The organism is uncultured Ruminococcus sp. (genome assembly GCA_902785355.1).
Lineage (GTDB): Bacteria > Bacillota > Clostridia > Oscillospirales > Acutalibacteraceae > Ruminococcoides.
Window position 1 is genome coordinate 1 of record CACZYF010000028.1, and the last position, 23596, is coordinate 23596.

Genomic DNA, 23596 nt, shown 5'->3' on the forward strand with positions numbered 1-23596 from the left:
GTAAGGCAGAAAGGAAGGAACTTAATTTATGAGTAGAAGTACTAAAAAAGGACCTTTTGTTCAGCCGGTGCTGCTCAAAAGAGTTCAGGAAATGAACGACAAGGGTGAGAAGAGAATCTTAAAGACTTGGTCCAGATCCTCGACCATCTTCCCTGAATTTGTAGGTCACACATTTGCTGTTCATGACGGCAGAAAGCATGTTCCGGTATATGTCACCGAGGATATGGTAGGTCACAAGCTCGGCGAGTTTGCTCCCACCCGTACCTTCCGCGGCCACGCCGGTTCCAAGACAAGTAAGTAAGGCAAAGGAGAGTAAGAGAATGGAAAGTAAGGCATATCTGAATTATGTCCGTATCTCACCTCGCAAGGTTTCCATCATCCTCAACCTCATCAGAGGCAAGGACGTAAAGCTCGCGAAGGCTATTCTTGAGCAGACTCCCAAGGCCGCTTGCGAGCCGCTGCTGAAGCTGCTCAAGTCCGCAGTAGCAAATGCTGAGAATAACCACGATATGGATGTGGCTAGTCTGTACGTTGCCGAGTGCAGCGTAAGCCAGGGCCCCACACTCAAGCGTATCCGTCCCCGTGCACAGGGCAGAGCCTTCCGCATCGACAAGAAGACCTCGCACATCACCCTGGTGCTCAAGGAAAGACATCAAGGATTGGGATTCCCGCTGGTTCGCCGACAAGAAGCATTTCGGCGACACGCTGGTAGAGGACTATAACCTCCGCCGCGACCTCAAGAAGCAGCTTTTCGCTGCCGGCGTTCCCAAGATCGAAATCGAGAGAGACGGTAAGAAGGTTCGTATTCACATCCACTGCGCTAAGCCCGGTATGATCATCGGTAAGGGCGGTGCGGAGATCGAGAAGCTCCGCCAGCAGTGTGAGAAGAAGCTCGGCAAGCCCGTCGCTATCAATATCGTCGAGGTCAAGAACCCCGACCTGAACGCTCAGCTGGTTGCTGAGTCCATCGCTTCTCAGCTCGAGAGAAGAATCTCCTTCCGTCGTGCGATGAAGCAGTCCATCGGCAGAGCCATGCGTCTGGGCGCTAAGGGTATCAAGACCCAGTGCTCCGGTCGTCTGGGCGGCGCCGAGATCGCACGGAGCGAACAGTATCACGAGGGTACCATCCCGCTGCAGACCCTGCGCGCTGACATCGACTACGGCTTTGCCGAGGCGAACACCACCTACGGTAAGATCGGCGTAAAGGTTTGGCTGTATCGCGGTGAGGTCCTGCGTGACAACGCCGGCTCCGAGCAGCGTCGCGAGAGACGCGAGCGCCGTGAGCGCCGCGGCGACAGACGCGATAACAACAACCGCGAGAACAGACGTCCTCGCAGAGACAATAGGGAAGGGGGCAGAAAATAATGCTGATGCCTAAGCGTGTGAAGTACAGAAGAGTTCACAGAGGCAGAATGACAGGCCGCGCCTACAGAGGCAACAAGGTTACCTACGGCGAGTACGGTCTGCAGGCATTAGAGCCTGCATGGATCACCAGTAACCAGATCGAAGCAGCCCGTGTCGCCATGACCCGTTACTGCAAGAGATTCGGTAAGGTCTGGATCAAGATCTTCCCCGACAAGCCCGTTACCGCGAAGCCTGCTGAGACCCGAATGGGTTCCGGTAAAGGCTCGCCCGAGTACTGGGTAGCAGTTGTCAAGCCCGACAGAGTCATGTTTGAGATCGCCGGCGTACCTGAGGAGACAGCACGAGAGGCTATGCGCCTTGCTGCCGCCAAGCTGCCGATTAAGTGCAAGTTCATCAAGAAGGAAGAGGAGGTTTAAGCAATGGCTGATAAGGATAATAGCGCTAAGGCTTTAAGAGAATTACCCAAGAACGAGCTCGAGCTTAAGCTGAAGAACCTCAAGCAGGAGCTCTTCAATCTTCGCTTCCAGCTTGCTATCAACCAGCTCGACAACCCGATGCGTATTACAAAGGTCAAGAGAGATATCGCGCGCGTTTCCACCGTTATGCGTGAGCTCGCCGACCAGGAAGCATAAGGAGGTAAGCCATGAGCGAAAGAAATATGAGAAAGACCCTCATCGGTCGCGTCGCTTCCGACAAGATGGATAAGACCATCGTCGTAGCGATCGAGGACAGCGTAAAGCACAAGCTTTACAACAAGGTTATCAAGCGCACCATCCGCTTCAAGGCTCATGATGAGAAGAATGAGGCTCGTGTGGGTGATCGCGTTAAGATCATGGAGACCCGTCCCCTGTCCAAGGACAAGAGATGGAGACTCGTCGAGATCGTAGAGAAAGCAAAATAAGTTCTTGAGAGGAGATTAACCAATGATTCAACAGCAAACTTATCTCAAGGTCGCCGACAACACCGGTGCAAAGGAACTTATGTGCATTCGTGTACTCGGCGGTACCAGGAGAAGATATGCCAACATCGGCGACGTTATCGTAGCGTCCGTCAAGAAGGCTGCGCCCGGCGGCGTAGTCAAGAAGGGCGACGTTGTCCGCGCGGTTGTCGTTCGCTCCGCTAAGGGCGTTCGCCGCGAGGACGGCACCTATATCCGCTTCGATGAGAACGCAGCCGTTATCATCAAGGAAGATAAGAACCCGCGCGGTACTCGTATCTTCGGACCCGTAGCAAGAGAGCTTCGTGACAAGGATTACATGAAGATCCTCTCCCTCGCTCCGGAAGTACTTTAATGGAGGTGTCATAATGAATAAAGTTCATGTTAAAACCGGTGACACCGTAGTCGTTTTAAGCGGTAAGGACAAGGGCAAGAAGGGCAAGGTGCTCGCCGTATCCCCCAAGGAGGGTAAGGTCATCGTGGAGAAGATCAACATCGTCTCCAAGCACGTCAAGCCCCGCCGTATGGGCGAGCCCGGCGGCATCATCAAGGCTGAGGGCGCTATGTACGCGTCTAAGGTCCAGATCGTCTGCCCCCGCTGCAAGCAGCCGACCCGCGTAGGTCATAAGATCTACGAGGACGGTACCAAGAGCCGTATCTGCGTCAAGTGCGGCGAAGCACTGTAAGGAGGACTGAAGAAATGGCAAGACTTAAGAAGTTTTATACTGAGGAAGTTGCACCTGCTCTGATGAAGAAGTTCTCTTACAAGAGTGTGATGCAGATCCCGAAGCTCGACAAAATCGTAGTCAACGTAGGCGCCGGCGAGGTCAAGGACAACGCCAAGGCGATGGATGCGATCCTCTCCGATCTGGCTCAGATCACCGGTCAGAAGGCTCACATCTGTAAGGCTCGCAAGTCTGTTGCGAACTTCAAGCTGCGTGAAGGTATGCCCATCGGCGCGAAGGTCACCCTGCGCGGCGAGCGTATGTATGAGTTCCTCGACAGACTCTTCAACGTCGCTCTGCCCCGTGTACGTGACTTCCGTGGTATCAACCCCAACTCCTTCGACGGACGCGGCAACTATGCGCTGGGTCTCAAGGAGCAGCTGATCTTCCCCGAGATCGACTACGACAAGATTGATAAGGTTCGCGGTATGGATATCGTTTTCGTTACCACTGCGACCAACGATGAAGAAGCGCGTGAGCTGCTCACCCTGATGGGCGCTCCGTTCGAGAAGTAAGGAGGGATTGTTGTGGCAAAGACTGCTATGAAGAACAAGCAGCAGAGAAAGCAGAAGTTCTCTACTCGTGAGTACACACGTTGCAAGATATGCGGTAGACCACACGCCTACCTTCGTAAGTTTGGCGTATGCCGTATCTGTTTCCGTGAGCTCGCTTACAAGGGCGAGATCCCGGGCGTAAAGAAAGCAAGCTGGTAAGCTGGGAGGATTTAAGTTATGCAAATTACTGATACTATCGCTGATTTACTGACACGAATCCGTAATGCTAACTCAGCGAAGCATGATACCGTTCAGATCCCCGCGTCCAATATGAAGAAGGCTATCTGCCAGATTCTGCTGGATGAGGGTTACATCAAGAAGTTCACTGTAGAAGAGGACGGCAAGCAGGGCGTTATCACCGTCACCCTCAAGTATCTCGAGGGCAAGACCCCCGTCATCCAGGGTCTCAGACGTGTTAGTAAGCCCGGCCTGCGTATCTACAGCAGCGTTGAGGATATGCCCAAGGTCATGAAGGGCCTGGGTATCGCCATCATCTCCACCTCCAAGGGTGTGATGACCGACCGTGAAGCTCGTAAGCAGAACGTCGGCGGCGAGGTTCTCGCGTTTATTTGGTAAAGAGGAGGTGCGACTATGTCTCGAATTGGAAGAAAACCTATAAATATTCCCGCCGGTGTCGAAGCAAAGTTCGAAAACGGCGTTATCACAGTCAAGGGTCCCAAGGGTGAGCTCACCCAGAAGATCAACCCCAACATGGCTGTCGAAATCAATGGGGCAGTAATCGAGGTAAAGCGTCCGAACGATGAGAAGCTCAACCGCTCTCTGCACGGACTTACCCGTACCATCATCCACAATATGGTGATCGGCGTTACCGAGGGCTACAAGAAGGAGCTCGAGGTCAACGGCGTCGGCTACCGTGTTCAGAAGCAGGGCAAGCAGCTCGTTATGAACATCGGTTACAGCCACCAGGTCATCATGGAGGATACCGAGGACATCACCATCGAGGTTCCCAACCCCAACAGCATCATCATCCACGGCATTGATAAGCAAAAGGTAGGTCAGTTTGCTGCCGAGGTTAGAGAGAAACGCCCGCCGGAGCCTTACAAGGGTAAGGGCATCAAGTATGCCGGCGAATATATCCGCCGTAAGGAAGGCAAGACCGGTAAGGCTTAATTAAAGGAGTGAAATGAACAATGGTAAGTAGACCTGATTCCAAAGCTGCTCGTGTCAGAAGACACAAGAGAGTACGCGGTAAGTTAAGCGGCACAGCCGAGTGTCCTCGCCTTTGTGTTTTCCGCTCCACTAACAACATCTATGCTCAGATCATCGACGACGTCAAGGGTGTTACCCTGTGCAGCGCTTCGTCTCTTGATAAGACCATAGAAGGCGGCGGCAACAAAGAGGCTGCAAAGGCTGTCGGCAAGCTCATCGCCGAGCGTGCTAAGGACAAGAACATCACCGACGTCGTTTTTGACAGAGGCGGTAACATTTATCACGGCCGTGTACAAGCGTTGGCCGAAGGCGCCCGTGAGGGCGGCCTCAATTTCTAAGGATTGGAGGAATTACTTTGGCTAATATTATTGACGCATCTACACTGGAGCTTACCGAGCGCGTTGTAGCGATCAACCGCGTATCTAAGACCGTCAAGGGCGGCCGCGTGATGAAGTTCGCCGCGCTGGTAGTTGTCGGCGACGGCAACGGCACCGTAGGCTTCGGTATCGGCAAGGCCGGTGAAGTTCCCGACGCGATCCGCAAGGGAATCGAGGACGCTAAGAAGCACCTCATGAAAGTTGCCCTCAAGGGTACGACCATCCCCCACGAGATTATCGGTGCATACGGCGCCGGCAGAGTTCTGATGAAGCCTGCCGCTCCCGGTACCGGCGTTATCGCTGGCGGTCCCGTTCGTGCCGTTGTTGAGGCAGTCGGTATCAAGGACATCCGTACAAAGGCTCTCCGCTCTAACAACCCCTGCAACGTAGTTCGCGCTACTCTCCAGGGTCTGGGCGCTCTGCGCACCGCTGAGGAGGTCGCCCGCGTTCGCGGTAAGTCCGTAAAAGAGATTCTGTAAGGAGGCGGCAAGATGAAGATTAAATTGGTTAAGAGCCTGATCGGCTCCAAGAAGGATCAGATCGCCACCGCTTATTCCCTCGGCTTGAAGAAGATCGGTGATTGCACCGAGCAGCCCGACAACGCGGCTACCAAGGGTAAGGTACAGAAGATCATCCACCTCGTAGCGGTTGAGAAAGACTAAGGAGGTGCGAGTAAATGAAACTTTATGAATTATCCCCCGCTGAGGGTTCCAAGAAGGAAGTAAAGAGAATCGGCCGCGGCCATGGCTCAGGTCAGGGCAAGACAGCCGGTAAGGGTCACAAGGGTCAGAAAGCAAGAGCCGGTAAGGGTATGCGCGTAGGCTTTGAAGGCGGTCAGATGCCGCTGCAGCGCCGTATCCCGAAGCGTGGCTTCAACAACATTTTCGCAAAGAAGGTTGTTGCTATCAATGTCGGTACACTCAACAAGTTTGAGGACGGTGCGGTTGTAGATATCGCTGCGCTCACTGAGAAAGGTATTGTGAAGAACTCCTTTGACAGCGTAAAGATTCTTTCCAACGGCACACTTTCCAAAAAGCTTACCGTCAAGGCGAATGCGTTCTCCAAGGGCGCTGCCGCTAAGATCGAGGCTGCCGGCGGAAAGGCTGAGGTGATTTAATTGTTTAATACAATTAAAAACGCTTGGTCGATCGCTGACCTGCGTAAGAAAATTCTCTTCACGCTTTTAATTGTTGTTATCTTCAGAATCGGTTCCGTTATCCCGGTCCCGTTCCTGAATATGGATGCTCTGGCAAACGTCATGGGTAACGCTCAGGGTGTTGACGATACTCTCGTCGGCTACCTGAATACCCTCTCCGGCGGCGCGTTCTCCAACGCGACCATCTTCGCCATGGGTATCACCCCCTACATCAACAGCTCCATTATCATGCAGCTGCTGTGCGTAGCGATCCCGCCCCTCGAGCGCCTCAGTAAAGAGGGCGAAGAGGGCAGAAAGAAGATCGCTGCGATCACCCGTTATGTAACGGTCGGCCTTGGTCTGATCCAGGGTACCGCTTACTACTTCTTCCTGCTGAACTCCAGAGATGACAACGGCACCCGTATCGCCATGTACGATAACGGCTTCAGCGCTGTGTTTGCAGCCATCGTTATCATCCTTGCGTTCACCGCAGGTACCGCGCTGATCATGTGGCTCGGTGAGCAGATCAACAAGAACGGTATCGGCAACGGTATCTCTATTCTGCTCTTCGCCGGTATCATCGCGCGTCTGCCCTTCACCGTCAACCTGCTCGCAGAGTACTGGAACCTCGGCGCTCAGGGCAGCACCCAGTATTACATCCTGGTTCCGCTGTGGATCGTCCTCTTCCTCGCTGTTATGTGGGTCATCACCTTCATGCAGGATGCCGAGAGACGCATCCCGATCCAGTACGCGAAGCGCGTGGTCGGCCGCAAGATGTACGGCGGTCAGTCCACTCACCTGCCGATCAAGGTAGCGCTGGGCGGCGTAATGCCCATCATCTTCGCGTCCTCGATCCTCTCCATCCCCAGCACCATCCAGATGTTCACTCAGCCCAAGGAGGGCTTCTGGAAGAGCTTCTTCGACGCTTTCTCCACCTCCGGCTGGCTGTACGCCGTTCTCTACTTCGTTCTGATTCTGGCGTTCGCTTATTTCTACACCACCATCCAGTATAACCCCATTGAGATGGCGAACAATCTGAAGCAGAACAACGGCACTATCCCCGGCATCCGTCCGGGCAGACCTACATCCGACTTTATCGCTAAGATCCTGTCGAGAATCACCCTCATCGGTGCGCTCTTCCTCGCGGTTATCGCGCTGCTCCCGATCCTGTATGCTGACTTCTCAGGCCTCAGAGGCCTGTCGATGGGCGGTACCTCCGTCATCATTATCGTCGGCGTCGCTCTGGATACCGCTAAGCAGCTCGAGTCTCAGATGATGATGCGTCACTACAAGGGCTTCCTTGACTGATCGCAACCCTATTGAGGTGTAGATTATGAAACTTATCCTTTTAGGCGCTCCCGGTGCAGGCAAAGGCACTCAGGCCGCTGTCATCAGCGAGCGTTTGAATATTCCCCAGATCAGCACGGGTAACATCATCCGTGCAGCGCTGAAGAGCGGTACAGAGATGGGCTTGAAGGCGAAGTCCTTCATCGACGCGGGTCAGCTCGTTCCCGATGAGGTCGTTATCGGCATCATCAAGGAGCGCCTGGTTGAAGACGACTGCAAGGACGGCTTCATCCTCGACGGCTTCCCCCGTACCATCCCTCAGGCCGAGGCTCTGGACGAGATGGGCATCAACATCGACAAGGTTATCGATATCGAGGTAGCCGACGATGTGATCGTCAATCGTCTGTCCGGACGCCGCGTGTGCGAGAAATGCGGCAGACCCTACCACACCGAGAGCTTGAAGCCCAAGGTTGAGGGTATCTGCGATGATTGCGCGGGCGCCCTTATTCAGCGCAAGGACGACCATCCTGATACGGTCAAGGCTCGCCTTGATATCTATCACAAGGAGACCGAGCCGCTCAAGGGCTATTATGAGAAGCAGGGCAAGCTCTATATCGTCGAGGGCGCAAGCTCCGTCGAAGAGACGACCCGACTGACCTTTGAGGCGCTTGAGGCGTAAGCATGATCGTAGTCAAGACCGCACGTGAACTTTTGAAAATGCAGGACGCGTGCACGCTGTCCGCGCGGGCGTTAAAGCTCGCCGGAGAGATGGTCGAACCGGGCGTGTCGACTCTTGAGATCGACACCGCAGTCCGTAAGTTTATCGAGGGTGAGGGCGGCGTGCCCTCCACCCTCGGTTACAACGGCTACCCGGCTTCCACCTGTATCTCCGTGAACAGCGTGGTAGTCCATGGCATACCGAGCAAGAAGACGATCCTCCGCCGGGGCGATATCGTAAGCATCGATATCATGGCGGGCATGCACGGGTATCACGGTGACAACGCCTATACCTACCCATGCGGCGATATCAGCAAGGAGGCTCAAGCTCTGCTGAAGGCGACCGAGGAGAGTCTTTATGAGGGAATCAAGGCGGCGCAGGCAGGTAATCGCATAGGCGATATCGGCAGCGCTGTGCAGAGGTATGTCGAACCTCGTGGTTACGGGGTGGTACGGGATTTCACCGGCCACGGCGTAGGCACGAAGCTGCATGAAGATCCAAGCGTACCGAACTACGGTACGCCCGGACGAGGCCCTCGCCTCATCCCGGGCATGACTATCGCAATCGAACCGATGATCACGATGGGCTCCTATCGGGTCAGGGTACTGGACGACGACTGGACCACCGTTACGGTGGACGGATCGCTGGCGGCTCACTTCGAGCACACCGTCTGTATCACGCCCGACGGCCCCCGTATCATGACCAAGCTTGATTGAGGTCTGATATGGAGATCGTAAAGGGCTCAGTCGTTATCGCTAAGGCGGGACGCGACAAGGGAAAGGCGTTCGCGGTCGTCGAGCTGATCGACGCGCGCACCGCGCTGATCGCGGACGGTAAGCGCCGTCCTCTCGAGCGACCCAAGCGCAAGAACCTGATCCATTTGCAAGCGACCAAAACCGTCGTCGATTGCGACACAACAAACCGACAGCTACGAACTTTTCTCAAAGAATTTTCACAGGAGGCTTAAGTCATGTCAAAACAGGATGTTATCGAAATCGAGGGTATCGTTACCGACGCTCTGCCGAACGCACAGTTCACCGTAGAGCTCCCCAACGGCCACAAGATCCTGGCCGTCATCTCAGGCAAGCTGAGAATGAACTTCATCCGCATCCTCCCGGGCGATAAGGTGACCGTTGAGATGTCGCCTTACGACCTGACAAGAGGACGCATTACCTGGCGTACGAAATAATACGCCGCAATGTGTGGAGAACAAAATAATCCTATTTCGGTAGGGGACGGCACCTCGACGTCCCGAAAAACGAGGCAGCCCGTATGCACGCTCCCTTCGGAGCACCAACGTTCACTAACAAGGAAAGGAATGATATTATGAAAGTCAGACCTTCAGTAAAGAAAATGTGTGAAAAGTGCAAGGTTATCAAGCGCCACGGTAAGGTTATGGTAATCTGCGAGAACCCCAAGCATAAGCAGAGACAGGGCTGATCGCTTAATATTTCCGGTTAACGGAGAACGGTCACCGTTCACCAATAACGACAAACTTTTCATACAAATGAATTTATTATTATAATTATGGAGGTGCACTTAAATGGCTCGTATAGCAGGTGTTGACTTACCCCGTGACAAGCGAGTTGAAATTGGACTCACTTATATCTACGGTATCGGTCGTAAAACCGCTACAGACATTATTGCTGCAACCGGTGTAAATCCCGACACGCGTGTTCGTGATCTCACCGAAGAAGATGTTTCTAAGCTCAGAGAATATATTGACCATAACTGCCGCGTTGAAGGTGATCTCCGCCGTGATATCGCGTTCGACATCAAGCGTCTTATCGAAATCGGCAGCTATCGCGGTGTTCGTCACAGAAAGGGTCTGCCCGTAAGAGGTCAGCGCTCCAAGACCAACGCCCGTACCCGTAAGGGTCCGCGTAAGACGATGGCTAACAAGAAGAAGTAAGGAGGGCATATAAATGGCAGTTAAAACAGGTAAGAAGGCTCCTATCCGCCGCCGCCGCGAGAGAAAGAATATCGAGAAGGGCTCGGCGCATATCCAGTCTACCTTTAATAACACAATCGTTACTATATCCGATACACAGGGCAACGCGATCTCGTGGGCAAGTGCCGGCGAGCTCGGCTTCCGCGGCTCCCGTAAGTCCACTCCCTTCGCTGCACAGAGCGCTGCTGAGACAGCCGCCAAGGCTGCGATGGAGCACGGCCTCAAGAGCGTAGAAGTTTTCGTCAAGGGTCCCGGTCAAGGTCGTGAGGCGGCTATCCGTGCTCTGCAGACCGCAGGTCTCGAGGTCACCATGATCAAAGACGTTACCCCCATCCCGCACAACGGATGCCGTCCTCCCAAGAGAAGACGTGTATAAAAGATAAAGGAGGATATAGACTATGGCTAAGAATCAACAGCCTATCGCTAAGCGCTGCAGAGCGCTGGGCATTTCGCCCGCTGTTATGGGTTACTCCAAGAAGACTTCTAACCGTAACCCCGGCGGCAAGATGAGAAGAAAGCAGAGCGAATACGGCATCCAGCTGACCGAGAAGCAGAAGGTGAAGTTCATCTACGGCATCCTCGAGAAGCAGTTCCGTATGTACTATGAGAAGGCGGAGAAGATGGAGGGCAAGGCCGGTGAGAACCTGCTGTCCTTAGTTGAGCGCAGACTGGATAACGTTGTTTATCGTCTGGGTCTCTGCTCCACCCGCCGTGAGGCGCGTCAGCTCGTTAACCACGCTCACTTCACCGTCAACGGCAAGAAGTGCAACATCCCCTCCTACATCATCAAGGAAGGCGACGTTATCGCTGTAGCCGACGGTTCCAAGGACACCAACCGCTTCAAGGCGATCGCCGAGGCTGACGGTACTACTCTCGTTCCGAAGTGGCTCGAGAAGACCGACAAGCTCAGCGGCAAGGTTATTGCGCTGCCCCAGCGCGACGATATCGACTATCCCGTTGAGGAACATCTCATCGTCGAGTTGTACTCCAAGTAATTTGTACGCCGGCCGGATCATTTCCGGCATCGTGCCCGTTGCTGTCTATCCGGTAAGAAGGACTTCGTCCTCTTTTGCAGCCTGATACAGCGCGGGTATCACCTCCGGCGCAAAGCCGGAAGTGCAGCTAAAAAATTAAGGAGGAAAACGCTAATGATAGAGATAGAAAAACCCAGAATTGATACAGAAGAATTATCTTCGGACGGTAAGTACGGCAGATTTGTAGTGGAGCCCCTTGAGAGAGGCTTCGGCAATACTCTGGGCAACTCTCTGCGCCGCGTGCTGCTCTCTTCCTTAGAGGGCGTCGCCGTTACGTCAATCAAAATAGACGGAGTTCTTCACGAGTTCTCTACCGTTCCCGGCGTCAAGGAAGACGTTACCGAGATCGTTCTGAACATGAAGAGCTTGGTAGCAAAACTCCATTCCAACGGCCCCAAGGTCGTTGAGATTTCGGCTGAGGGCCCCTGCGTGGTCACCGCCGAGAGTATCAAGTGTGACAGCGAGGTAGAGATCCTCAACCCCGAGCTGCATATCGCCACCCTCGCGGACGGCGCCCAGCTCAACATGGAGATCACCCTCGATAAGGGCAGAGGCTATGTCCCCGCTGAGAAGAACAAGCTGATCTCCGGCAATGAGATCATCGGCGTGCTTCCGATCGACTCGATCTACACCCCTGTTCTCAAGGTCAACTATACCGTTGACAACACCCGCGTCGGCCAGATCACCGACTATGACAAGCTGACCCTCAGCGTATGGACCAACGGCGTTATCAACGCGCAGGAGGCTGTATCGCTGGCAGCTAAGGTCCTGACCGAACACCTCAATCTCTTTGTCAACCTCTCCGACAGAGGCTACAACACCGAGATCATGGTGGAAAAGGACGACAAGGGTAAGGAGAAGGTGCTCGAGATGACCATCGAAGAGCTCGACCTCTCCGTCCGTTCCTTCAACTGCCTCAAGCGTGCGGGTATCAACACCGTCGAGGACCTTATCTCTAAGTCCGAGGAGGATATGATGAAGGTGCGCAACCTCGGCCGCAAGTCGCTCGAGGAAGTCGTATTCAAGCTTGATACATTAGGCTTCAGTCTTCGCAAAGAGGACGAATGATTTGAATTAATTACTATATCTTTACAGACCTCTCTAAAGTCTGTAAAGAAAGATCCCGAAAGGAGTGAATACAATGCCGGGTACAAGAAAGCTGGGCAGAGCTACCGACGCGCGTCTTGCGATGCTGAGAGCTCTCGTTACCTTCTTACTGGAGAACGGTAAGATCGAGACCACCCTTACCCGCGCCAAGGAGACTGCCTCCATGGCGGAGAAGATGATCACTATCGCGAAGAAGGATACTCTCGCGAATAAGAGACAGGTCATGGCGTTCGTCACTAAGGAGGACGTCGCGACCAAGCTGTTCAAGGAGATCGCGCCTAAGTATGCCGACCGCAACGGCGGCTACACCCGCATCACCAAGATCGGTCCCCGCCGCGGCGACGCTGCCGAGATGGCGATCATCGAGCTGATCTGATAGAAATTGATATTACGAGGCGCTTTGACGCCGCGGTAATCTCAAATGATATCATATAAGATTTACACCCCACCGTTCGGTGGGGTTTTTCTTTTTGTGCAATATTAATTATTTAAACAAGCCCTAGTATAAAACATTTTTTCGCGATGTAATTTTCTGAATATTCCGAGTAAAAGAATTCTTTATGAACTTTTCGTATTAATGCGCTGTATATATAGTGAAAGGCATCGAGCGGTATGGTATACTATGTTAAATGTGTACGTGAGGGGGTGACGGCTTGACGGACTTCGAGAGGTATGTCAACGAATATTCGCGCGATCTGACGCGGTTCTGCATACATCTATGCGGCGATCCGAACGACGCGGAGGATCTGTTCCAGGACACGTGGACGCGTGCCCTGTCCAAGCTCGGTCAGTATGATCCCGCGCTGAGCTTCAAGAGCTGGCTGTTCGCGATCTGTGTGAACATCTTCAGGAACAACAGGAAGCTCAAGGATAACGCCGCGCGTGCTTCGCTGACCGCGGAGGAGCAGGAGCGCCTGCTCGCCTCCATCCCCGACGAGCAGAAGGACGTCGACGCCTATCTCGACCTGTATGAGGCACTCTATACCCTGCCGAAAAAGCACCGCGCCGTCATCATCCTCTTCTACTTCCGCGAGTTCAGCCAGCGCGAGATCGCCGCGATCCTACACATCCCCGAGGGAACGGTCAAGTCGCGCCTGAATACCGCACGTAAGCTGCTGCAAAGGAGGTTGAGTCATGAGTAAGATCAGCGAAGAAAGACTGGATCAGATGCTGACGAGCTTATGCAAAGCCGAGCCTGAGCAGCCCTTCATCTACCGTCCGCAGGAGGACGAACGCCCTGCCGCCGTACCGTTTTACCGCCGTTATCGCGGACTCGCCGCAGCCGCGGTGCTGGTATTCGTCAGCGTAGTCAGTCTGACTGTATTTTTCATATTTGGAAATAAACCGACCGCACCCGTACCTGTCGCACCTGTTCCTCACGGCACAGCCCCCTCTGAGCCGGGGACAGCGGGTTCGGACGCGCCGACCGACAGCAATCTCAGTCCGCAGTCGCCCTCCGGGCACGGGAGAGAGGACGCGACATCCCCGACGTCGTCCCGTCCGTCGGCGACCGTGAACAAGAGAACCCCGACCTCAAAAGCGACTTCTCCCGCTTCCGGAGCCACCGAACCGACGGGCGCGCCCGAGCCGACCGAACGCGTCAAGCCCACCGAGAAGCCCGTATTCCCGACCATCCCCATGGACCCGCCTTGGGACGACCCGACCGACGGCGACGAGCCGTGGCTCGACCCGCCTACCGAGAACGGTAACTATCAAGAGCCGCCCCCCGTCGAGTTCTACGCCTCCTTCGACGCCGACCGACTGCCCGCCGACCGCATGATCTACTGCAAGGTCTATGATAGGCGGGGCAGAAGGCTCGGTGACAGCGATCTCTACTCTTCGGAGCACGCCGCCTCGATCGAGTATATCAAGAACGGCACCGCGCTCGTTCGCTATTTGACCCCCGAGGGGCTGATCGTGATGGACGGCAGCTACAGCTATGTGTTCTACGACAGCAGCGGCGCCATCCTCGCACAGGGTCAGGACTATGTGGAGCTTTAGTAGCTTAAAGCTGTTTGTAGGGGCGACCATCGGTCGCCCGCTGTCGCAGGGCGTTTTGTTCCTATCCGACGTTTCCGATATGGATAACGCCCGTCATTCGCGGGCGGTCAATGACCGCCCCTACGGCTAACTTCTCACTCCTAACGACTCCTCGCTCCATCAACCAACATCACTCTATTACGGAGGAATCATCATGAAAAAGGTATTATCATTTTTACTCTGCCTCATGCTGCTTTTATCGGCGATCCCGACAGCGGCGGCTGTGACCGACAACGAACCCGACGGCGGCTTCTATGTCGTCTTTAAGGGCGATAACTACACGATCTGCGAGCGCAACCGTCTGAACTATTACGGCGGCGATCATTACCTGCTGCCCGGTCTGACCATGTCGCTCTCAACGCCGTTCAAGATTGCTTATTCCTCGGATCTGAAAACTGTCTCGAAGTTCTATCCCGAGGGCGAGGGCAACGACTATGTCCCGCGTTACAACAGCCGTTGGTACACCGTCGAGTTTCATCGCCTCGGCACTAACGCCGGCAGCTCTGACGATATGGGGTGGTATGACGGCTATGTCAGCGCCTATCCCTGCGAGCCTCCCGAGGAGGGCGGCGGCGCGATCGACCCCGCGGCTGTGGAGCTGAAGCGCGAGCTCTATGAGCAGAGCTTCTTCGAGAGCTTCCCCTTCTGCGACCCCGAGTCCTACGACTACTGTGAGCTTTACTACCACCATTCCGATTGGCGGATTCCCGACTGGGTACTGGTGCAGGTGACCCCCGAATATCCCGTTACAGGTTCCTGGTACGGCGTGTTCGACGACGCGGTTCTGTACAACGCCGAGTCCTATCCGTTTGACTTCACCTACGGCGTGTATGATGTGGTGAAAAAAACCTTTTACAGCATCTCCGAGGCGTGGGATATGAGCTATGCCGATCTGCATGATGTGTTCGTCCACACGATCAAAAATCGAGATGCTGCTCGTCAACTCGGTGATGTCGACGTTGATGGTGAGCTGGATATTATCGACGCGACCCTGATCCAGCGCGGTTTGGTCGGCTTGTATGAGCTGGATGGATTCGAGCATTCCTACTGCCGCTTTGGGACGAAGCTGACCTCGCTCGCCGATTACGACGCAAACGGCGACGTCGAGATCATCGACGTGACGCGCATCCAGCGCGCCTTGGTCGGTATCGCGTTTTATCCGCATGATTTCACCCTCTCCGCACAGATCGAGAAGGACGGCTCCCGCATGATCGCGACGGCGGCGACCTACTTCGGCGAAGAGCCGCTTGAGTACTGCTACCGGATCGAAGGCGTGGTCTATGCCGATTCGGTCTACGGGAGCGATTTCGGATGTTTTTATCCTGACAGCAACGACCCCGAGCCGGGCAATTTTCAGATCACGACGGGGTGGATCTCCGCCTCATCGGTCGAGCTGCCGCTGACGAGCCTGACCTATAACGATAACCTGACCCTCACGGTACGGGCGCGCGACTCCCGCGGCAACACGGCGCAGACCGCTGTGTTATATTTCAAAATTATCTATTGATTCTTTCTCCTAAATACAATCGAATATCTGTATAAACAATAGGCGGAGTCGTGCGGCTCCGCCTATTGTTTACAAAATATACTTTATTTTTCCACAGGATGTGGTATAATGACCTATATAATGGAGAAATATGTAGTATTATGACAGAAACAGGAGGAGAGCTTATGCTGTTGTATGATATTACCCGCGAGATGTTCTCGGCTCCGGTATTCCCTGGCGATCCCCGTCCTCGCCATACCTTCCTGAATAGGATAGGCGACGACAGCCCCTATAACCTGACGGAGCTGTCTGTGAGCGCTCATGTAGGAACCCATATCGACGCACCCTTGCACTATGATGAGGAAGGCGCCGATATCGGCTCGCTGAAGCTGTCGCAATTCTACGGCAAGTGTACGGTTGTGACGATCAGCGGCGTGCTGACAGGTGAGGATATGGAGCGACTGCTGCCCCGCTGTCATAAGCGCCTGATCCTTCATTCCTCCGGCAAGGCATTCCTGAGCACCTCCGCCGCCCGCGTGATCGCCGACAGCAAGCTGCTCCTGGTCGGAACCGACGCAATGTCGATCGCTCCGCCCTTTGACGAGGATATGCCCCACCTGGAGCTCGCGCGTGCCAATGTCGCTGTGCTCGAAGGGTTGTTCTTGGAGGGAGTCGAGGACGGAGAGTACACTCTTGCAGCGTTTCCTTTGAAGATGAAGGGCGTGGAGGCTTCTCCCTGCCGCGCCGTGCTTATGCGCGAGCCAAAGGGATATTGAGGGAGTTAGAAATCAGGAGTTAGAAATTAGATATTTGTTTCTACTTTACTCGAGAATGAGGTATTTTATGAAGAAACTGACAGCAATTTTTCTGATCGTGATATTATGCCTGAGCCTGTGCGTCGGGCTGACGGGATGTGACAAACCCAGCGTAGCGGTGAAGTCCGTACTGGACATCAACAGCAGTTTTGCCGGTACCCGTACGGTGACGGTTATTTACCCGCCGTCTACGGATATCGAAGCGCTGAACCAAAGGCTCGTAGAGGACAGTCCGGCTGCCGATATAGACGGCGCAGAGTTCAGCTATATCGGCGTGCAGGAGGAGGGCTTTTGTTTTGAATTAAGCCTGAATTTTGCGAATAAAGAAAAATACGAAGAAATAATCAGCAGCCTGATCGACAGAAACGCCGAGGTTTTCCTTTCGCAGAAGAATACTACCCTCACCAAAGGCACGAGGATGGCGGAGGATTTTGACGTCAGCGAGCTAATTGCGTGGATCGTTCGGGATACCGCCGCTGAAAAGGCTACATCCGGTATGGGCTTCTCCTATCATTCCAACCTTGTCCGAATCGCTAATCAGGAGTATGAGACCGGCTCTACCGTCGAGGTGAACGACTGCAAGGGCAGCCGTATCAGCACTATTTCCATCAAGACCTCCAACGACAAGGAGGGCAGCTTCAACCGCACCTTCACCTTCACCCTTCCGAATGATACTTACCTGCATGACCGTGAGGCGATCGAGCAGTATTTCCTGACCAACACATCACCCGATGCAAAGTATTCCGGATGGACTCCCGAGGGCTCCAACATGGTCTATACGGTTATCTATGAGGGACTCGACCGTGAGAATCTCGTAAAGCTGACCGCAATGCTCCTCGATACCGACAGCGTGGATATCTTCTACGGCGATCGCGATAACGCCTCTACCCCTCTCTCTGAGGGTATGGCATATGAAGAGAGCCTCGACACCTTCTCCTTTATCGGACCGGATGATGGATTCCCGAAGCTTGAATATGCCTACTCTCTGCCCACCAGCACGACCCACGGCGACGGTTCCGTTTTTGAGGACGGCAAGTGGGTGACGAAGGGCGCTTGGGAGGAGGGCGTATATAAGCTCTCGCTCGATACCGGCGCGGTTCGCGTGCGTGTTCCCGACGGCATCCAGTACGCGATCAACGGCATCAACTTCTATCTGACCAGCCTGGGGAACTCCCGTTTCCGCCGTACCACCGACTTTTTATATTCCAAAACCGACGGACACGACGGCATGACCTATGCCAACAGCTATTTTCTCAAGAAGGGCGCCGACAGTACCGTTACCGAGGATGAGGATAATCTGATCTGCCGCGTGACCTGCGAGGGTACTACCAAGGAGATCACCGATATGTTGGTCAAGTTGTTTGGAAGCGGCAACTTCATGGCGTATCGCAGCCGCGAGGGTTTGATGGCGCTGACCGTCAAGACCGAGCTCTCCGATTACGTCAACCTCGGCTATATGCTCAACTCCGGCAACGCCAACCGCCCCATGACTTATTTTGTCAGTTCCGAGGGCGGAGAAAATATCGTTTCCGTTTCGGTTGACGGCGCTGAGACCGCATATGTCGGACGCGGTGCAAGCTCCCTGCCGATCAAGAACGGTACTGCCACCGTCGAATACTACGGCAACATCCCGATCACCTCTCATATTATCATCTACATTCTCGTCGGCGTATCGTTGCTGGGACTGACTTCCGTAGTTGCGATCATGCTCGTTAAGCCGAAGCGCCGCCGCAAGCCTGCTCCCGATCCGCTGAATAATCCCGAGGCGTTCACCGATCTGCCCTTCGACGATAACGATCGTCTGGATAAGGCTGAGAAGGTCGATTATTCCGATGACAGCGAGGATGAGAAGCCTGCCGCTCTCGATCAGACCACGACCTTCAGCATTTTTGAGCTGGGTGCTCTCGCCCGTAACAAGAAGTATGTGGACGAGATCAACAAGGAGGTCGAGGAACGCATCCGCCGGGATTCCCTTGAAAATCGTAAGAATGATATTCGTGCGAAGGCGCTGGAGGATCTGAGCCGTAAGGTCTACGGTGACGGTTCCGATGAGGATGAGTCCGAGACCGATACAGTCCATGCTCCCGAAACGGCTGAAACACCCGCGGAGCCCGTTATATCAGAACAACAGCCCGAGGCTCCCGCGAAGCCCGATACAGACAGCGAGGTGACGACCGATGAAGCTGATAGTCTTTGATCTGGACGGAACCCTCGCCGATACCCTTGCCGATCTCGCCCACGCGATGAACGCCGCTTTAGCGGCGGAGGGACTCGGAACATATCCCGTAGCGGATTACCGGCAGTTCGTCGGGAACGGCATCGACAACCTCGTGAAGGTGACGATGGCTGACGCATACACGCCCGAAGGGGCTGCAAGGGTGAAAGCGGGTTTCACCTCCTATTACAGCGAGCATTACCTGGATTATACAACAGCATACGATGGGATGGGGGAGGCGCTGAGCCGACTCTCCGCACTCGGCTTGCAAACTGCCGTGATCTCCAACAAGCCCGATACCTTTGTCCCGCGAATCCTTGACCGACTCTATCCCGACCATCGCTTTGTTTACGCTTGGGGTCAGCAGGAGGGCGTTGCCCGCAAGCCTGCGCCCGACGCACTTTTACGGCTGACGACGCTCTGCGGCGTCGATCCCGCCGACGTCCTCTATGTCGGCGACAGCAACGTGGATGTGTTCTTCGCCCATAACGCGGGCGTGAAGGTATGCGGTGTGAGCTGGGGCTTTCGAGGCTCGGAGGAACTCCGCCGGGCAGGCGCCGACTTTATTGTCGATACCGCCGGGGAGCTGATCGCCGTGATCAGCGAAGAACTGTAGGTGCCTGACCGCTCTGTTAACGTCATCGCGAGAGCATATATAAATTGTCATTGCGAGGAGCGCAAGCGACGTGGCAATCCCAACCGATTTTGAGGCTATTTTATGAACAAACGAAATTACCAAAAGGAGCTTGACGCCCTGATTGAGCGCAACACCCGCGAGGGCATACGCCCGCGACTGCTGCTTCATGTATGCTGTGCCGTGTGCGCGAGCTATGTACTCGAGTATCTCGCTCCGCATTTTGATATCACGATCGCCTACTATAACCCTAATATCACTGAGGAGAGCGAGTATCGCTACCGTTACAGTGAACTCAGACGCTATGTTGCCGAGGCGGGGTTGTCCGGATCGGTACATTTCACCGAGGTCGATTATGACCCCGAGGCGTTTTTGACTTTGACCGAGGGCAGGGAGGAGGAGCGCGAGGGAGGCGCGCGCTGTGCGCTGTGTTTTAGGCAGCGGCTCGAGTACACCGCCCGACTGTGTCGCGACGGCGGCTACGACTGCTTCGCCACCACCCTCACCATCAGTCCGCTTAAGAACGCTGTCACACTGAACACCATCGGCGAACAGCTCGCCGAGGAATACGGCGTGAGCTACCTTTGCTCCGATTTTAAGAAGAAAGAGGGCTATAAGCGCTCTATCGAGCTGAGTAAGCAGTATCATCTCTACCGACAGAACTACTGCGGCTGCCTGTATTCAAAGAAAGAAGCGGAATCCCGCACCCAAACAACCGGATAGCATGATCTTAGAGCCTTTGGCATAGTATTATGTCAGAGGCTTTGTTATTTTATGATTGAAGGAAGTGATACTATCCAATCGTTCTTGATTTGTGTGCTGTTCGGCTTCGGTCTGGTCCTCATCGTTTGGGGCGGCGACCGCTTTGTTGACGCAGCGGCATGGCTTGCCGAGGTCTCGGGAATCCCGCGGTTCGTTGTCGGTGCTACGGTTGTTTCTGTTGCCACCACTCTGCCCGAGATCATAGTTTCGGTGATGGCGGCAGTTTCGGGTGAGCCTGAGATGGCGGCAGGTAACGCGATCGGCTCAGTTACCGCAAATACTGCCCTGATTTTCGCGATCCCCGTATTATTCCTACCCTTCACCGTGTCACGTCACAGCTATTTGCCGAAAGCACTGCTGTTTGCGGGGGCGATTTTACTGTTGTTGGTGCTGTCGCTCGGCGGCAGACTTACGATCTTCGGCTGTGTAGCTATGCTGCTGTTGTTCTCATATCATATATATCGCAATATCCGTGAGGCAAAGAGCGCCGAACCTGAGCCGATCGATGAAAGGGGCTCGGTAATCCCTCATATTCTACGATTTATCCTCGGAGCAGCCGCAATTGTTTTGGGCTCTCGGCTTCTGGTGGATAACGGCGAAATGATCGCACGCGATCTGCTCCATGTCGATGAGCGCGTGGTCTCCCTGACTTTCCTCGCTGTAGGTACTTCTCTGCCGGAGCTTGTGACCGCAGTCTCCGCTGTCATCAAACGGGAACCTGCCCTTACCGCAGGCAATATTCTCGGCGCTAACATCATTGATATGCTCCTGATCTTGCCGCTGTGCTGTATTGTCAGCGGAGGAAGCCTGCCGATCGCTCCAGAGATCGTTTGGCTCGATCTGCCGTTCTGTTTATTGTGTGCGGTGATACTGCCTGTGATCGCCGCTCTGCGAGGCAGCTTCAGCCGATGGCAGGGAGTCCTCTCTGTGATGCTGTACGGTGTTTATCTATTCTTCCTATTACGCTGATTTGAGAAAATCACATTTTACTATTGTATTATTACACCGAATCATGTAAAATAAATAAGATAGCGTACAAAAAACGTTAAATATACAGCACAGAGGGTAATGAACATGGGTAGATCCGACGGTAAGAAGCTCAAGAATCTCGATGTAGAATATCTGGTCGCGGCACATGTTATGGATAAGCGTACCGACGCGATGAATATGATCCATCTGGATATCCCGCTCGAGCCGATGCGTAAGTATATGAACCGAAAGCGTAAGGAAGGGAAGCATTATAATCATCTGACCCTTGTGATCGCGGCGATGATCCGCGCTATGGCGGAGTATCCCGCTCTCAACCGCTTTGTCGTCAATAAGCGTATCTATGCCCGTAACGAGCTTGCGGTGGGTATGGTCGTTCTCAAGGGCGGCAAACTCGACGGTGTCGGTACCACCAGCAAGATGAAGTTCGAGCCGACTAATACGATCGATGAGGTCAACGAGATCATCAATAACTATATCGAGACCAACCGAAGCACCGGGGAGGTCAACGCTACCGATAAGGTTGCGAACTTTCTCTGTTCCGTCCCCGGTCTTCTGCGCGTAGCGGTAAATACGGCGAAGTGGCTGGATAATCATAACCTGTGTCCCAAGGCGCTTATTGAGGCGAGTCCCTTCCACTGTACCATCATGCTCACGAACCTCGCTTCTATCAAGACTAATTATATTTACCACCATATCTACAACTTCGGTACCGTGTCGCTTTCGCTGGCGATGGGGCAGCCACACGACGTACCCATTACAAATAAGGGTGAGATCGCCCTGCAGCGCTGTCTGCCGATCGGTCTGGTGATGGACGAGCGTATTGCTTCCGGCGCGTATTTCGCGATGGCCTTCCGTAAATTTGCCAAATATCTGGAGGATCCTTCGATTCTCGAGCTCCCTCCCGAGAAGGTTGTAGAGGATCATATCTGATTCTATTTCGACATATTGTACGACAGACTCCGTAAATCACGGGGTCTGTTTTATGCTTTGGTGATTTTTGCTAAAACAAAAGGTGTATTTTTGGCAAAAATAGCGGAAGTGGGAAGAAAGGGGCAGAACACAGCGGAAAGTAACAAATTTGTAATCTGTTGTATCGATAGTGTATCAGAACGACAAGTAACCGCTAGATGTTGTGATTTTTAAGGAAAGAAAGCTGTTGCTTGGCGAGCTCGTAAGGAGCCTTCGCGGAAGCTCTAATTTACAAATAAAACAGGTGATTCGCTTAAAATATCAGAAAAGAAACAAAATATTACAAAATTATTACAAATGGTTAAAATAATATTACAAAACAGCCAAAAAGGTTACATTATTGTTGTTGGCAATAACTCAGCGCTTGAAATATAATGTAATTGCTTAGAATTGGCGAAAACTATATCTTTAGCAAAATTTTTTAGGAGGAAAGACGAATGCTTAAGACTAGTAAACTAATCAGTTTGCTGCTTGCTGTCACGATGATCTTCTCGGTCATTTCCGTGGGGATTGTGTCGGCAAGCGCAGAAGCTCCTACGGGAGAGATTAGTATCGCATTCAACGGCGGGACCATCAAGGCTCACCGCGGCGATACCTATAAGTATACGATGTTCGTCAATGCATCCGAAGTTAATGCGACGGGTGTACATATGGTTGACGGACGCATATACTTTGATCAGTCTTTGTTCGACGTCACGAACATCGACATTACGAAATCTTCGATCAGCGCTTCTGACAACGCGATCATGCTGCCTAATCTTGTTGGCGGCACAGTTGTGTCCAGAGCGTCAACCGATCAGGAGATTCGTTACAGCGCTACCATTATCAGCAGAGAGGCCGGTTTCCAGCTTCTTTCTGATGACAGTGTTCTTGCAACCGTTACCTTAAAGGTAAAGGATACTGCCGAGGGTGACACCGCTGTAAGCGGAGCGATCCGCTCTATGGCGTATCTTCCTACGGAAGGCACGACTCAGCACGTCATCAAGGAGTTCAAGCCGTATGAGGGCGTTACCCAGCCGAAGATCCGCGAGACCTTCGAGCTCGTAGATTGCCCGCACGATCAGCCGACTGAGCCCGTAACCGAGCCTGTCACTCCGACTGAGCCTGTCACCCCGACCGAGGTTGTTGAGCCTACTGCCGCAGCCGATAAGGCTACCGTTACCATCTATGGTATCGACGGTGAGGTTGACGAGGTTAAGACCTTCGACGTCGGTGATGAGTTCACCGTTTACACTACGCTGAATGCGCTGAATTGCGGCGGCGACTATCCGGGTTATATCGGTGCAGTCAAGGGCCAGCAGGATTATACTGCGTCCGTCCTTCAG

The 23596-nt window shown here is 53.7% G+C and carries 37 protein-coding genes and 1 pseudogene; all 38 read left to right on the forward strand.

Features of this window, described 5'->3' with window-relative positions:
- Positions 1–28: 28 nt before the first annotated feature.
- The gene (gene rpsS, locus R2I50_RS07325; protein ID WP_316608508.1) at positions 29–301 is read left to right on the forward strand and encodes a 30S ribosomal protein S19; all 273 of its coding nucleotides are present in this window, start codon (positions 29–31) and stop codon (positions 299–301) included.
- Between the two features lie 19 nt (positions 302–320).
- A pseudogene (rplV, locus tag R2I50_RS07330) lies at positions 321–650 on the forward strand (50S ribosomal protein L22); the annotation flags it as partial.
- Between the two features lies 1 nt (position 651).
- Complete coding sequence (gene rpsC, locus R2I50_RS07335; RefSeq protein ID WP_316608536.1) at positions 652–1365, forward strand: 30S ribosomal protein S3; 714 nt, start codon at positions 652–654, stop codon at positions 1363–1365.
- Complete coding sequence (gene rplP / locus R2I50_RS07340) at positions 1365–1781, forward strand: 50S ribosomal protein L16 (protein ID WP_201427148.1); 417 nt, start codon at positions 1365–1367, stop codon at positions 1779–1781. The genes rpsC and rplP overlap by 1 nt, the downstream gene beginning before the upstream one ends.
- A gap of 3 nt (positions 1782–1784) precedes the next feature.
- On the forward strand, positions 1785–1997 hold the full coding sequence (gene rpmC / locus R2I50_RS07345; protein ID WP_316608509.1) for a 50S ribosomal protein L29: 213 nt from the start codon (positions 1785–1787) through the stop codon (positions 1995–1997).
- A gap of 11 nt (positions 1998–2008) precedes the next feature.
- Positions 2009–2266 (forward strand): 30S ribosomal protein S17, encoded by a 258-nt coding sequence (gene rpsQ, locus R2I50_RS07350; RefSeq protein WP_316608510.1) that lies wholly within the window; start codon positions 2009–2011, stop codon positions 2264–2266.
- A 22-nt stretch (positions 2267–2288) separates the two neighbouring features.
- On the forward strand, positions 2289–2657 hold the full coding sequence (gene rplN / locus R2I50_RS07355; RefSeq protein WP_310751073.1) for a 50S ribosomal protein L14: 369 nt from the start codon (positions 2289–2291) through the stop codon (positions 2655–2657).
- 13 nt (positions 2658–2670) lie between these two features.
- Positions 2671–2988, forward strand: a complete 318-nt coding sequence (gene rplX, locus R2I50_RS07360; RefSeq protein ID WP_316608511.1) for a 50S ribosomal protein L24 — start codon at positions 2671–2673, stop codon at positions 2986–2988.
- 14 nt (positions 2989–3002) lie between these two features.
- The gene (gene rplE, locus R2I50_RS07365) at positions 3003–3542 is read left to right on the forward strand and encodes a 50S ribosomal protein L5 (protein ID WP_316608512.1); all 540 of its coding nucleotides are present in this window, start codon (positions 3003–3005) and stop codon (positions 3540–3542) included.
- 12 nt (positions 3543–3554) lie between these two features.
- Positions 3555–3740 (forward strand): type Z 30S ribosomal protein S14, encoded by a 186-nt coding sequence (locus R2I50_RS07370; protein WP_201427142.1) that lies wholly within the window; start codon positions 3555–3557, stop codon positions 3738–3740.
- Positions 3741–3758: 18 nt separating this feature from the next.
- Positions 3759–4157, forward strand: coding sequence for a 30S ribosomal protein S8 (gene rpsH / locus R2I50_RS07375; protein ID WP_316608513.1), 399 nt, complete (start codon positions 3759–3761; stop codon positions 4155–4157).
- 15 nt (positions 4158–4172) lie between these two features.
- Positions 4173–4712 (forward strand): 50S ribosomal protein L6, encoded by a 540-nt coding sequence (rplF, locus tag R2I50_RS07380; protein WP_316608514.1) that lies wholly within the window; start codon positions 4173–4175, stop codon positions 4710–4712.
- A 20-nt stretch (positions 4713–4732) separates the two neighbouring features.
- A complete protein-coding gene (rplR, locus tag R2I50_RS07385) occupies positions 4733–5089 on the forward strand; it encodes a 50S ribosomal protein L18 (RefSeq protein ID WP_316608515.1) in 357 nt (118 codons plus the stop codon).
- Between the two features lie 26 nt (positions 5090–5115).
- Positions 5116–5607 carry a 30S ribosomal protein S5 gene (gene rpsE / locus R2I50_RS07390; RefSeq protein ID WP_399552857.1) on the forward strand — a complete coding sequence of 164 codons (492 nt, stop codon included), beginning with the start codon at positions 5116–5118 and terminating at the stop codon, positions 5605–5607.
- A gap of 12 nt (positions 5608–5619) precedes the next feature.
- Positions 5620–5790: a 50S ribosomal protein L30 gene (rpmD, locus tag R2I50_RS07395; protein WP_316608517.1), complete on the forward strand. Its 171-nt coding sequence runs from the start codon at positions 5620–5622 to the stop codon at positions 5788–5790.
- A 14-nt stretch (positions 5791–5804) separates the two neighbouring features.
- Positions 5805–6245: a 50S ribosomal protein L15 gene (gene rplO, locus R2I50_RS07400; protein ID WP_316608518.1), complete on the forward strand. Its 441-nt coding sequence runs from the start codon at positions 5805–5807 to the stop codon at positions 6243–6245.
- Positions 6246–7571 (forward strand): preprotein translocase subunit SecY, encoded by a 1326-nt coding sequence (gene secY, locus R2I50_RS07405; RefSeq protein WP_316608519.1) that lies wholly within the window; start codon positions 6246–6248, stop codon positions 7569–7571.
- Between the two features lie 25 nt (positions 7572–7596).
- A complete protein-coding gene (locus tag R2I50_RS07410; protein WP_316608520.1) occupies positions 7597–8229 on the forward strand; it encodes an adenylate kinase in 633 nt (210 codons plus the stop codon).
- Positions 8230–8231: 2 nt separating this feature from the next.
- Positions 8232–8984 carry a type I methionyl aminopeptidase gene (gene map, locus R2I50_RS07415; RefSeq protein ID WP_316608521.1) on the forward strand — a complete coding sequence of 251 codons (753 nt, stop codon included), beginning with the start codon at positions 8232–8234 and terminating at the stop codon, positions 8982–8984.
- Positions 8985–8992: 8 nt separating this feature from the next.
- The gene (locus tag R2I50_RS07420; RefSeq protein ID WP_316608522.1) at positions 8993–9235 is read left to right on the forward strand and encodes a KOW domain-containing RNA-binding protein; all 243 of its coding nucleotides are present in this window, start codon (positions 8993–8995) and stop codon (positions 9233–9235) included.
- A 3-nt stretch (positions 9236–9238) separates the two neighbouring features.
- Positions 9239–9457, forward strand: a complete 219-nt coding sequence (gene infA / locus R2I50_RS07425; RefSeq protein ID WP_310751100.1) for a translation initiation factor IF-1 — start codon at positions 9239–9241, stop codon at positions 9455–9457.
- A 137-nt stretch (positions 9458–9594) separates the two neighbouring features.
- The gene (gene rpmJ / locus R2I50_RS07430) at positions 9595–9708 is read left to right on the forward strand and encodes a 50S ribosomal protein L36 (protein ID WP_310751102.1); all 114 of its coding nucleotides are present in this window, start codon (positions 9595–9597) and stop codon (positions 9706–9708) included.
- 103 nt (positions 9709–9811) lie between these two features.
- Positions 9812–10180 carry a 30S ribosomal protein S13 gene (rpsM, locus tag R2I50_RS07435; RefSeq protein WP_201427130.1) on the forward strand — a complete coding sequence of 123 codons (369 nt, stop codon included), beginning with the start codon at positions 9812–9814 and terminating at the stop codon, positions 10178–10180.
- Positions 10181–10193: 13 nt separating this feature from the next.
- Positions 10194–10595 (forward strand): 30S ribosomal protein S11, encoded by a 402-nt coding sequence (gene rpsK / locus R2I50_RS07440; protein WP_316608523.1) that lies wholly within the window; start codon positions 10194–10196, stop codon positions 10593–10595.
- Between the two features lie 22 nt (positions 10596–10617).
- Positions 10618–11214, forward strand: a complete 597-nt coding sequence (gene rpsD, locus R2I50_RS07445; RefSeq protein ID WP_316608524.1) for a 30S ribosomal protein S4 — start codon at positions 10618–10620, stop codon at positions 11212–11214.
- Between the two features lie 153 nt (positions 11215–11367).
- Complete coding sequence (locus tag R2I50_RS07450; protein WP_186833660.1) at positions 11368–12321, forward strand: DNA-directed RNA polymerase subunit alpha; 954 nt, start codon at positions 11368–11370, stop codon at positions 12319–12321.
- 73 nt (positions 12322–12394) lie between these two features.
- Entirely contained in the window at positions 12395–12736 is a 342-nt protein-coding gene (rplQ, locus tag R2I50_RS07455; RefSeq protein WP_186833659.1) for a 50S ribosomal protein L17, read from the forward strand.
- A 277-nt stretch (positions 12737–13013) separates the two neighbouring features.
- Positions 13014–13502: an RNA polymerase sigma factor gene (locus tag R2I50_RS07460; RefSeq protein ID WP_316608525.1), complete on the forward strand. Its 489-nt coding sequence runs from the start codon at positions 13014–13016 to the stop codon at positions 13500–13502.
- Complete coding sequence (locus tag R2I50_RS07465) at positions 13495–14361, forward strand: hypothetical protein (protein ID WP_316608526.1); 867 nt, start codon at positions 13495–13497, stop codon at positions 14359–14361. The genes R2I50_RS07460 and R2I50_RS07465 overlap by 8 nt, the downstream gene beginning before the upstream one ends.
- Positions 14348–14491 (forward strand): hypothetical protein, encoded by a 144-nt coding sequence (locus tag R2I50_RS07470; RefSeq protein WP_316608527.1) that lies wholly within the window; start codon positions 14348–14350, stop codon positions 14489–14491. Before R2I50_RS07465 ends, R2I50_RS07470 begins: the two co-directional genes overlap by 14 nt.
- 63 nt (positions 14492–14554) lie before the next feature.
- A complete protein-coding gene (locus tag R2I50_RS07475) occupies positions 14555–15907 on the forward strand; it encodes a dockerin type I repeat-containing protein (RefSeq protein ID WP_316608528.1) in 1353 nt (450 codons plus the stop codon).
- A gap of 164 nt (positions 15908–16071) precedes the next feature.
- A complete protein-coding gene (locus R2I50_RS07480) occupies positions 16072–16662 on the forward strand; it encodes a cyclase family protein (protein ID WP_316608529.1) in 591 nt (196 codons plus the stop codon).
- A 67-nt stretch (positions 16663–16729) separates the two neighbouring features.
- Positions 16730–18898, forward strand: coding sequence for a hypothetical protein (locus tag R2I50_RS07485; RefSeq protein WP_316608530.1), 2169 nt, complete (start codon positions 16730–16732; stop codon positions 18896–18898).
- Positions 18879–19532, forward strand: coding sequence for an HAD family hydrolase (locus tag R2I50_RS07490; protein ID WP_316608531.1), 654 nt, complete (start codon positions 18879–18881; stop codon positions 19530–19532). The genes R2I50_RS07485 and R2I50_RS07490 overlap by 20 nt, the downstream gene beginning before the upstream one ends.
- A 102-nt stretch (positions 19533–19634) precedes the next feature.
- Positions 19635–20273 carry an epoxyqueuosine reductase QueH gene (locus R2I50_RS07495; protein WP_316608532.1) on the forward strand — a complete coding sequence of 213 codons (639 nt, stop codon included), beginning with the start codon at positions 19635–19637 and terminating at the stop codon, positions 20271–20273.
- 51 nt (positions 20274–20324) lie between these two features.
- A complete protein-coding gene (locus R2I50_RS07500) occupies positions 20325–21281 on the forward strand; it encodes a calcium/sodium antiporter (protein ID WP_316608533.1) in 957 nt (318 codons plus the stop codon).
- 105 nt (positions 21282–21386) lie between these two features.
- The gene (locus R2I50_RS07505; protein ID WP_316608534.1) at positions 21387–22232 is read left to right on the forward strand and encodes a 2-oxo acid dehydrogenase subunit E2; all 846 of its coding nucleotides are present in this window, start codon (positions 21387–21389) and stop codon (positions 22230–22232) included.
- A 476-nt stretch (positions 22233–22708) separates the two neighbouring features.
- Positions 22709–23596 (forward strand): hypothetical protein (locus tag R2I50_RS07510; protein ID WP_316608535.1); only part of this gene is annotated, 888 nt, incomplete at its 3' end.

What these genes read in the sequence shown, in the direction of transcription:
- rplF (WP_316608514.1), top strand. Translation starts at nt 4,173, where the DNA reads ATGTCTCGAATTGGAAGAAAACCTATAAATATTCCCGCCGGTGTCGAA.
- rpsQ (WP_316608510.1), top strand. Translation starts at nt 2,009, where the DNA reads ATGAGCGAAAGAAATATGAGAAAGACCCTCATCGGTCGCGTCGCTTCC.
- R2I50_RS07505 (WP_316608534.1), top strand. Translation starts at nt 21,387, where the DNA reads ATGGGTAGATCCGACGGTAAGAAGCTCAAGAATCTCGATGTAGAATAT.
- rplO (WP_316608518.1), top strand. Translation starts at nt 5,805, where the DNA reads ATGAAACTTTATGAATTATCCCCCGCTGAGGGTTCCAAGAAGGAAGTA.
- R2I50_RS07480 (WP_316608529.1), top strand. Translation starts at nt 16,072, where the DNA reads ATGCTGTTGTATGATATTACCCGCGAGATGTTCTCGGCTCCGGTATTC.
- R2I50_RS07410 (WP_316608520.1), top strand. Translation starts at nt 7,597, where the DNA reads ATGAAACTTATCCTTTTAGGCGCTCCCGGTGCAGGCAAAGGCACTCAG.
- rplP (WP_201427148.1), top strand. Translation starts at nt 1,365, where the DNA reads ATGCTGATGCCTAAGCGTGTGAAGTACAGAAGAGTTCACAGAGGCAGA.
- rplN (WP_310751073.1), top strand. Translation starts at nt 2,289, where the DNA reads ATGATTCAACAGCAAACTTATCTCAAGGTCGCCGACAACACCGGTGCA.
- infA (WP_310751100.1), top strand. Translation starts at nt 9,239, where the DNA reads ATGTCAAAACAGGATGTTATCGAAATCGAGGGTATCGTTACCGACGCT.
- R2I50_RS07485 (WP_316608530.1), top strand. Translation starts at nt 16,730, where the DNA reads ATGAAGAAACTGACAGCAATTTTTCTGATCGTGATATTATGCCTGAGC.
- rplR (WP_316608515.1), top strand. Translation starts at nt 4,733, where the DNA reads ATGGTAAGTAGACCTGATTCCAAAGCTGCTCGTGTCAGAAGACACAAG.
- rpmC (WP_316608509.1), top strand. Translation starts at nt 1,785, where the DNA reads ATGGCTGATAAGGATAATAGCGCTAAGGCTTTAAGAGAATTACCCAAG.
- R2I50_RS07475 (WP_316608528.1), top strand. Translation starts at nt 14,555, where the DNA reads ATGAAAAAGGTATTATCATTTTTACTCTGCCTCATGCTGCTTTTATCG.
- rpsH (WP_316608513.1), top strand. Translation starts at nt 3,759, where the DNA reads ATGCAAATTACTGATACTATCGCTGATTTACTGACACGAATCCGTAAT.
- R2I50_RS07420 (WP_316608522.1), top strand. Translation starts at nt 8,993, where the DNA reads ATGGAGATCGTAAAGGGCTCAGTCGTTATCGCTAAGGCGGGACGCGAC.
- R2I50_RS07465 (WP_316608526.1), top strand. Translation starts at nt 13,495, where the DNA reads ATGAGTAAGATCAGCGAAGAAAGACTGGATCAGATGCTGACGAGCTTA.
- rpmJ (WP_310751102.1), top strand. Translation starts at nt 9,595, where the DNA reads ATGAAAGTCAGACCTTCAGTAAAGAAAATGTGTGAAAAGTGCAAGGTT.
- rplE (WP_316608512.1), top strand. Translation starts at nt 3,003, where the DNA reads ATGGCAAGACTTAAGAAGTTTTATACTGAGGAAGTTGCACCTGCTCTG.
- rpsS (WP_316608508.1), top strand. Translation starts at nt 29, where the DNA reads ATGAGTAGAAGTACTAAAAAAGGACCTTTTGTTCAGCCGGTGCTGCTC.
- rpsK (WP_316608523.1), top strand. Translation starts at nt 10,194, where the DNA reads ATGGCAGTTAAAACAGGTAAGAAGGCTCCTATCCGCCGCCGCCGCGAG.
- rpsD (WP_316608524.1), top strand. Translation starts at nt 10,618, where the DNA reads ATGGCTAAGAATCAACAGCCTATCGCTAAGCGCTGCAGAGCGCTGGGC.
- rpsM (WP_201427130.1), top strand. Translation starts at nt 9,812, where the DNA reads ATGGCTCGTATAGCAGGTGTTGACTTACCCCGTGACAAGCGAGTTGAA.
- R2I50_RS07500 (WP_316608533.1), top strand. Translation starts at nt 20,325, where the DNA reads ATGATTGAAGGAAGTGATACTATCCAATCGTTCTTGATTTGTGTGCTG.
- R2I50_RS07470 (WP_316608527.1), top strand. Translation starts at nt 14,348, where the DNA reads ATGTGGAGCTTTAGTAGCTTAAAGCTGTTTGTAGGGGCGACCATCGGT.
- R2I50_RS07490 (WP_316608531.1), top strand. Translation starts at nt 18,879, where the DNA reads ATGAAGCTGATAGTCTTTGATCTGGACGGAACCCTCGCCGATACCCTT.
- rpmD (WP_316608517.1), top strand. Translation starts at nt 5,620, where the DNA reads ATGAAGATTAAATTGGTTAAGAGCCTGATCGGCTCCAAGAAGGATCAG.
- R2I50_RS07495 (WP_316608532.1), top strand. Translation starts at nt 19,635, where the DNA reads ATGAACAAACGAAATTACCAAAAGGAGCTTGACGCCCTGATTGAGCGC.
- rplQ (WP_186833659.1), top strand. Translation starts at nt 12,395, where the DNA reads ATGCCGGGTACAAGAAAGCTGGGCAGAGCTACCGACGCGCGTCTTGCG.
- R2I50_RS07450 (WP_186833660.1), top strand. Translation starts at nt 11,368, where the DNA reads ATGATAGAGATAGAAAAACCCAGAATTGATACAGAAGAATTATCTTCG.
- rplX (WP_316608511.1), top strand. Translation starts at nt 2,671, where the DNA reads ATGAATAAAGTTCATGTTAAAACCGGTGACACCGTAGTCGTTTTAAGC.
- map (WP_316608521.1), top strand. Translation starts at nt 8,232, where the DNA reads ATGATCGTAGTCAAGACCGCACGTGAACTTTTGAAAATGCAGGACGCG.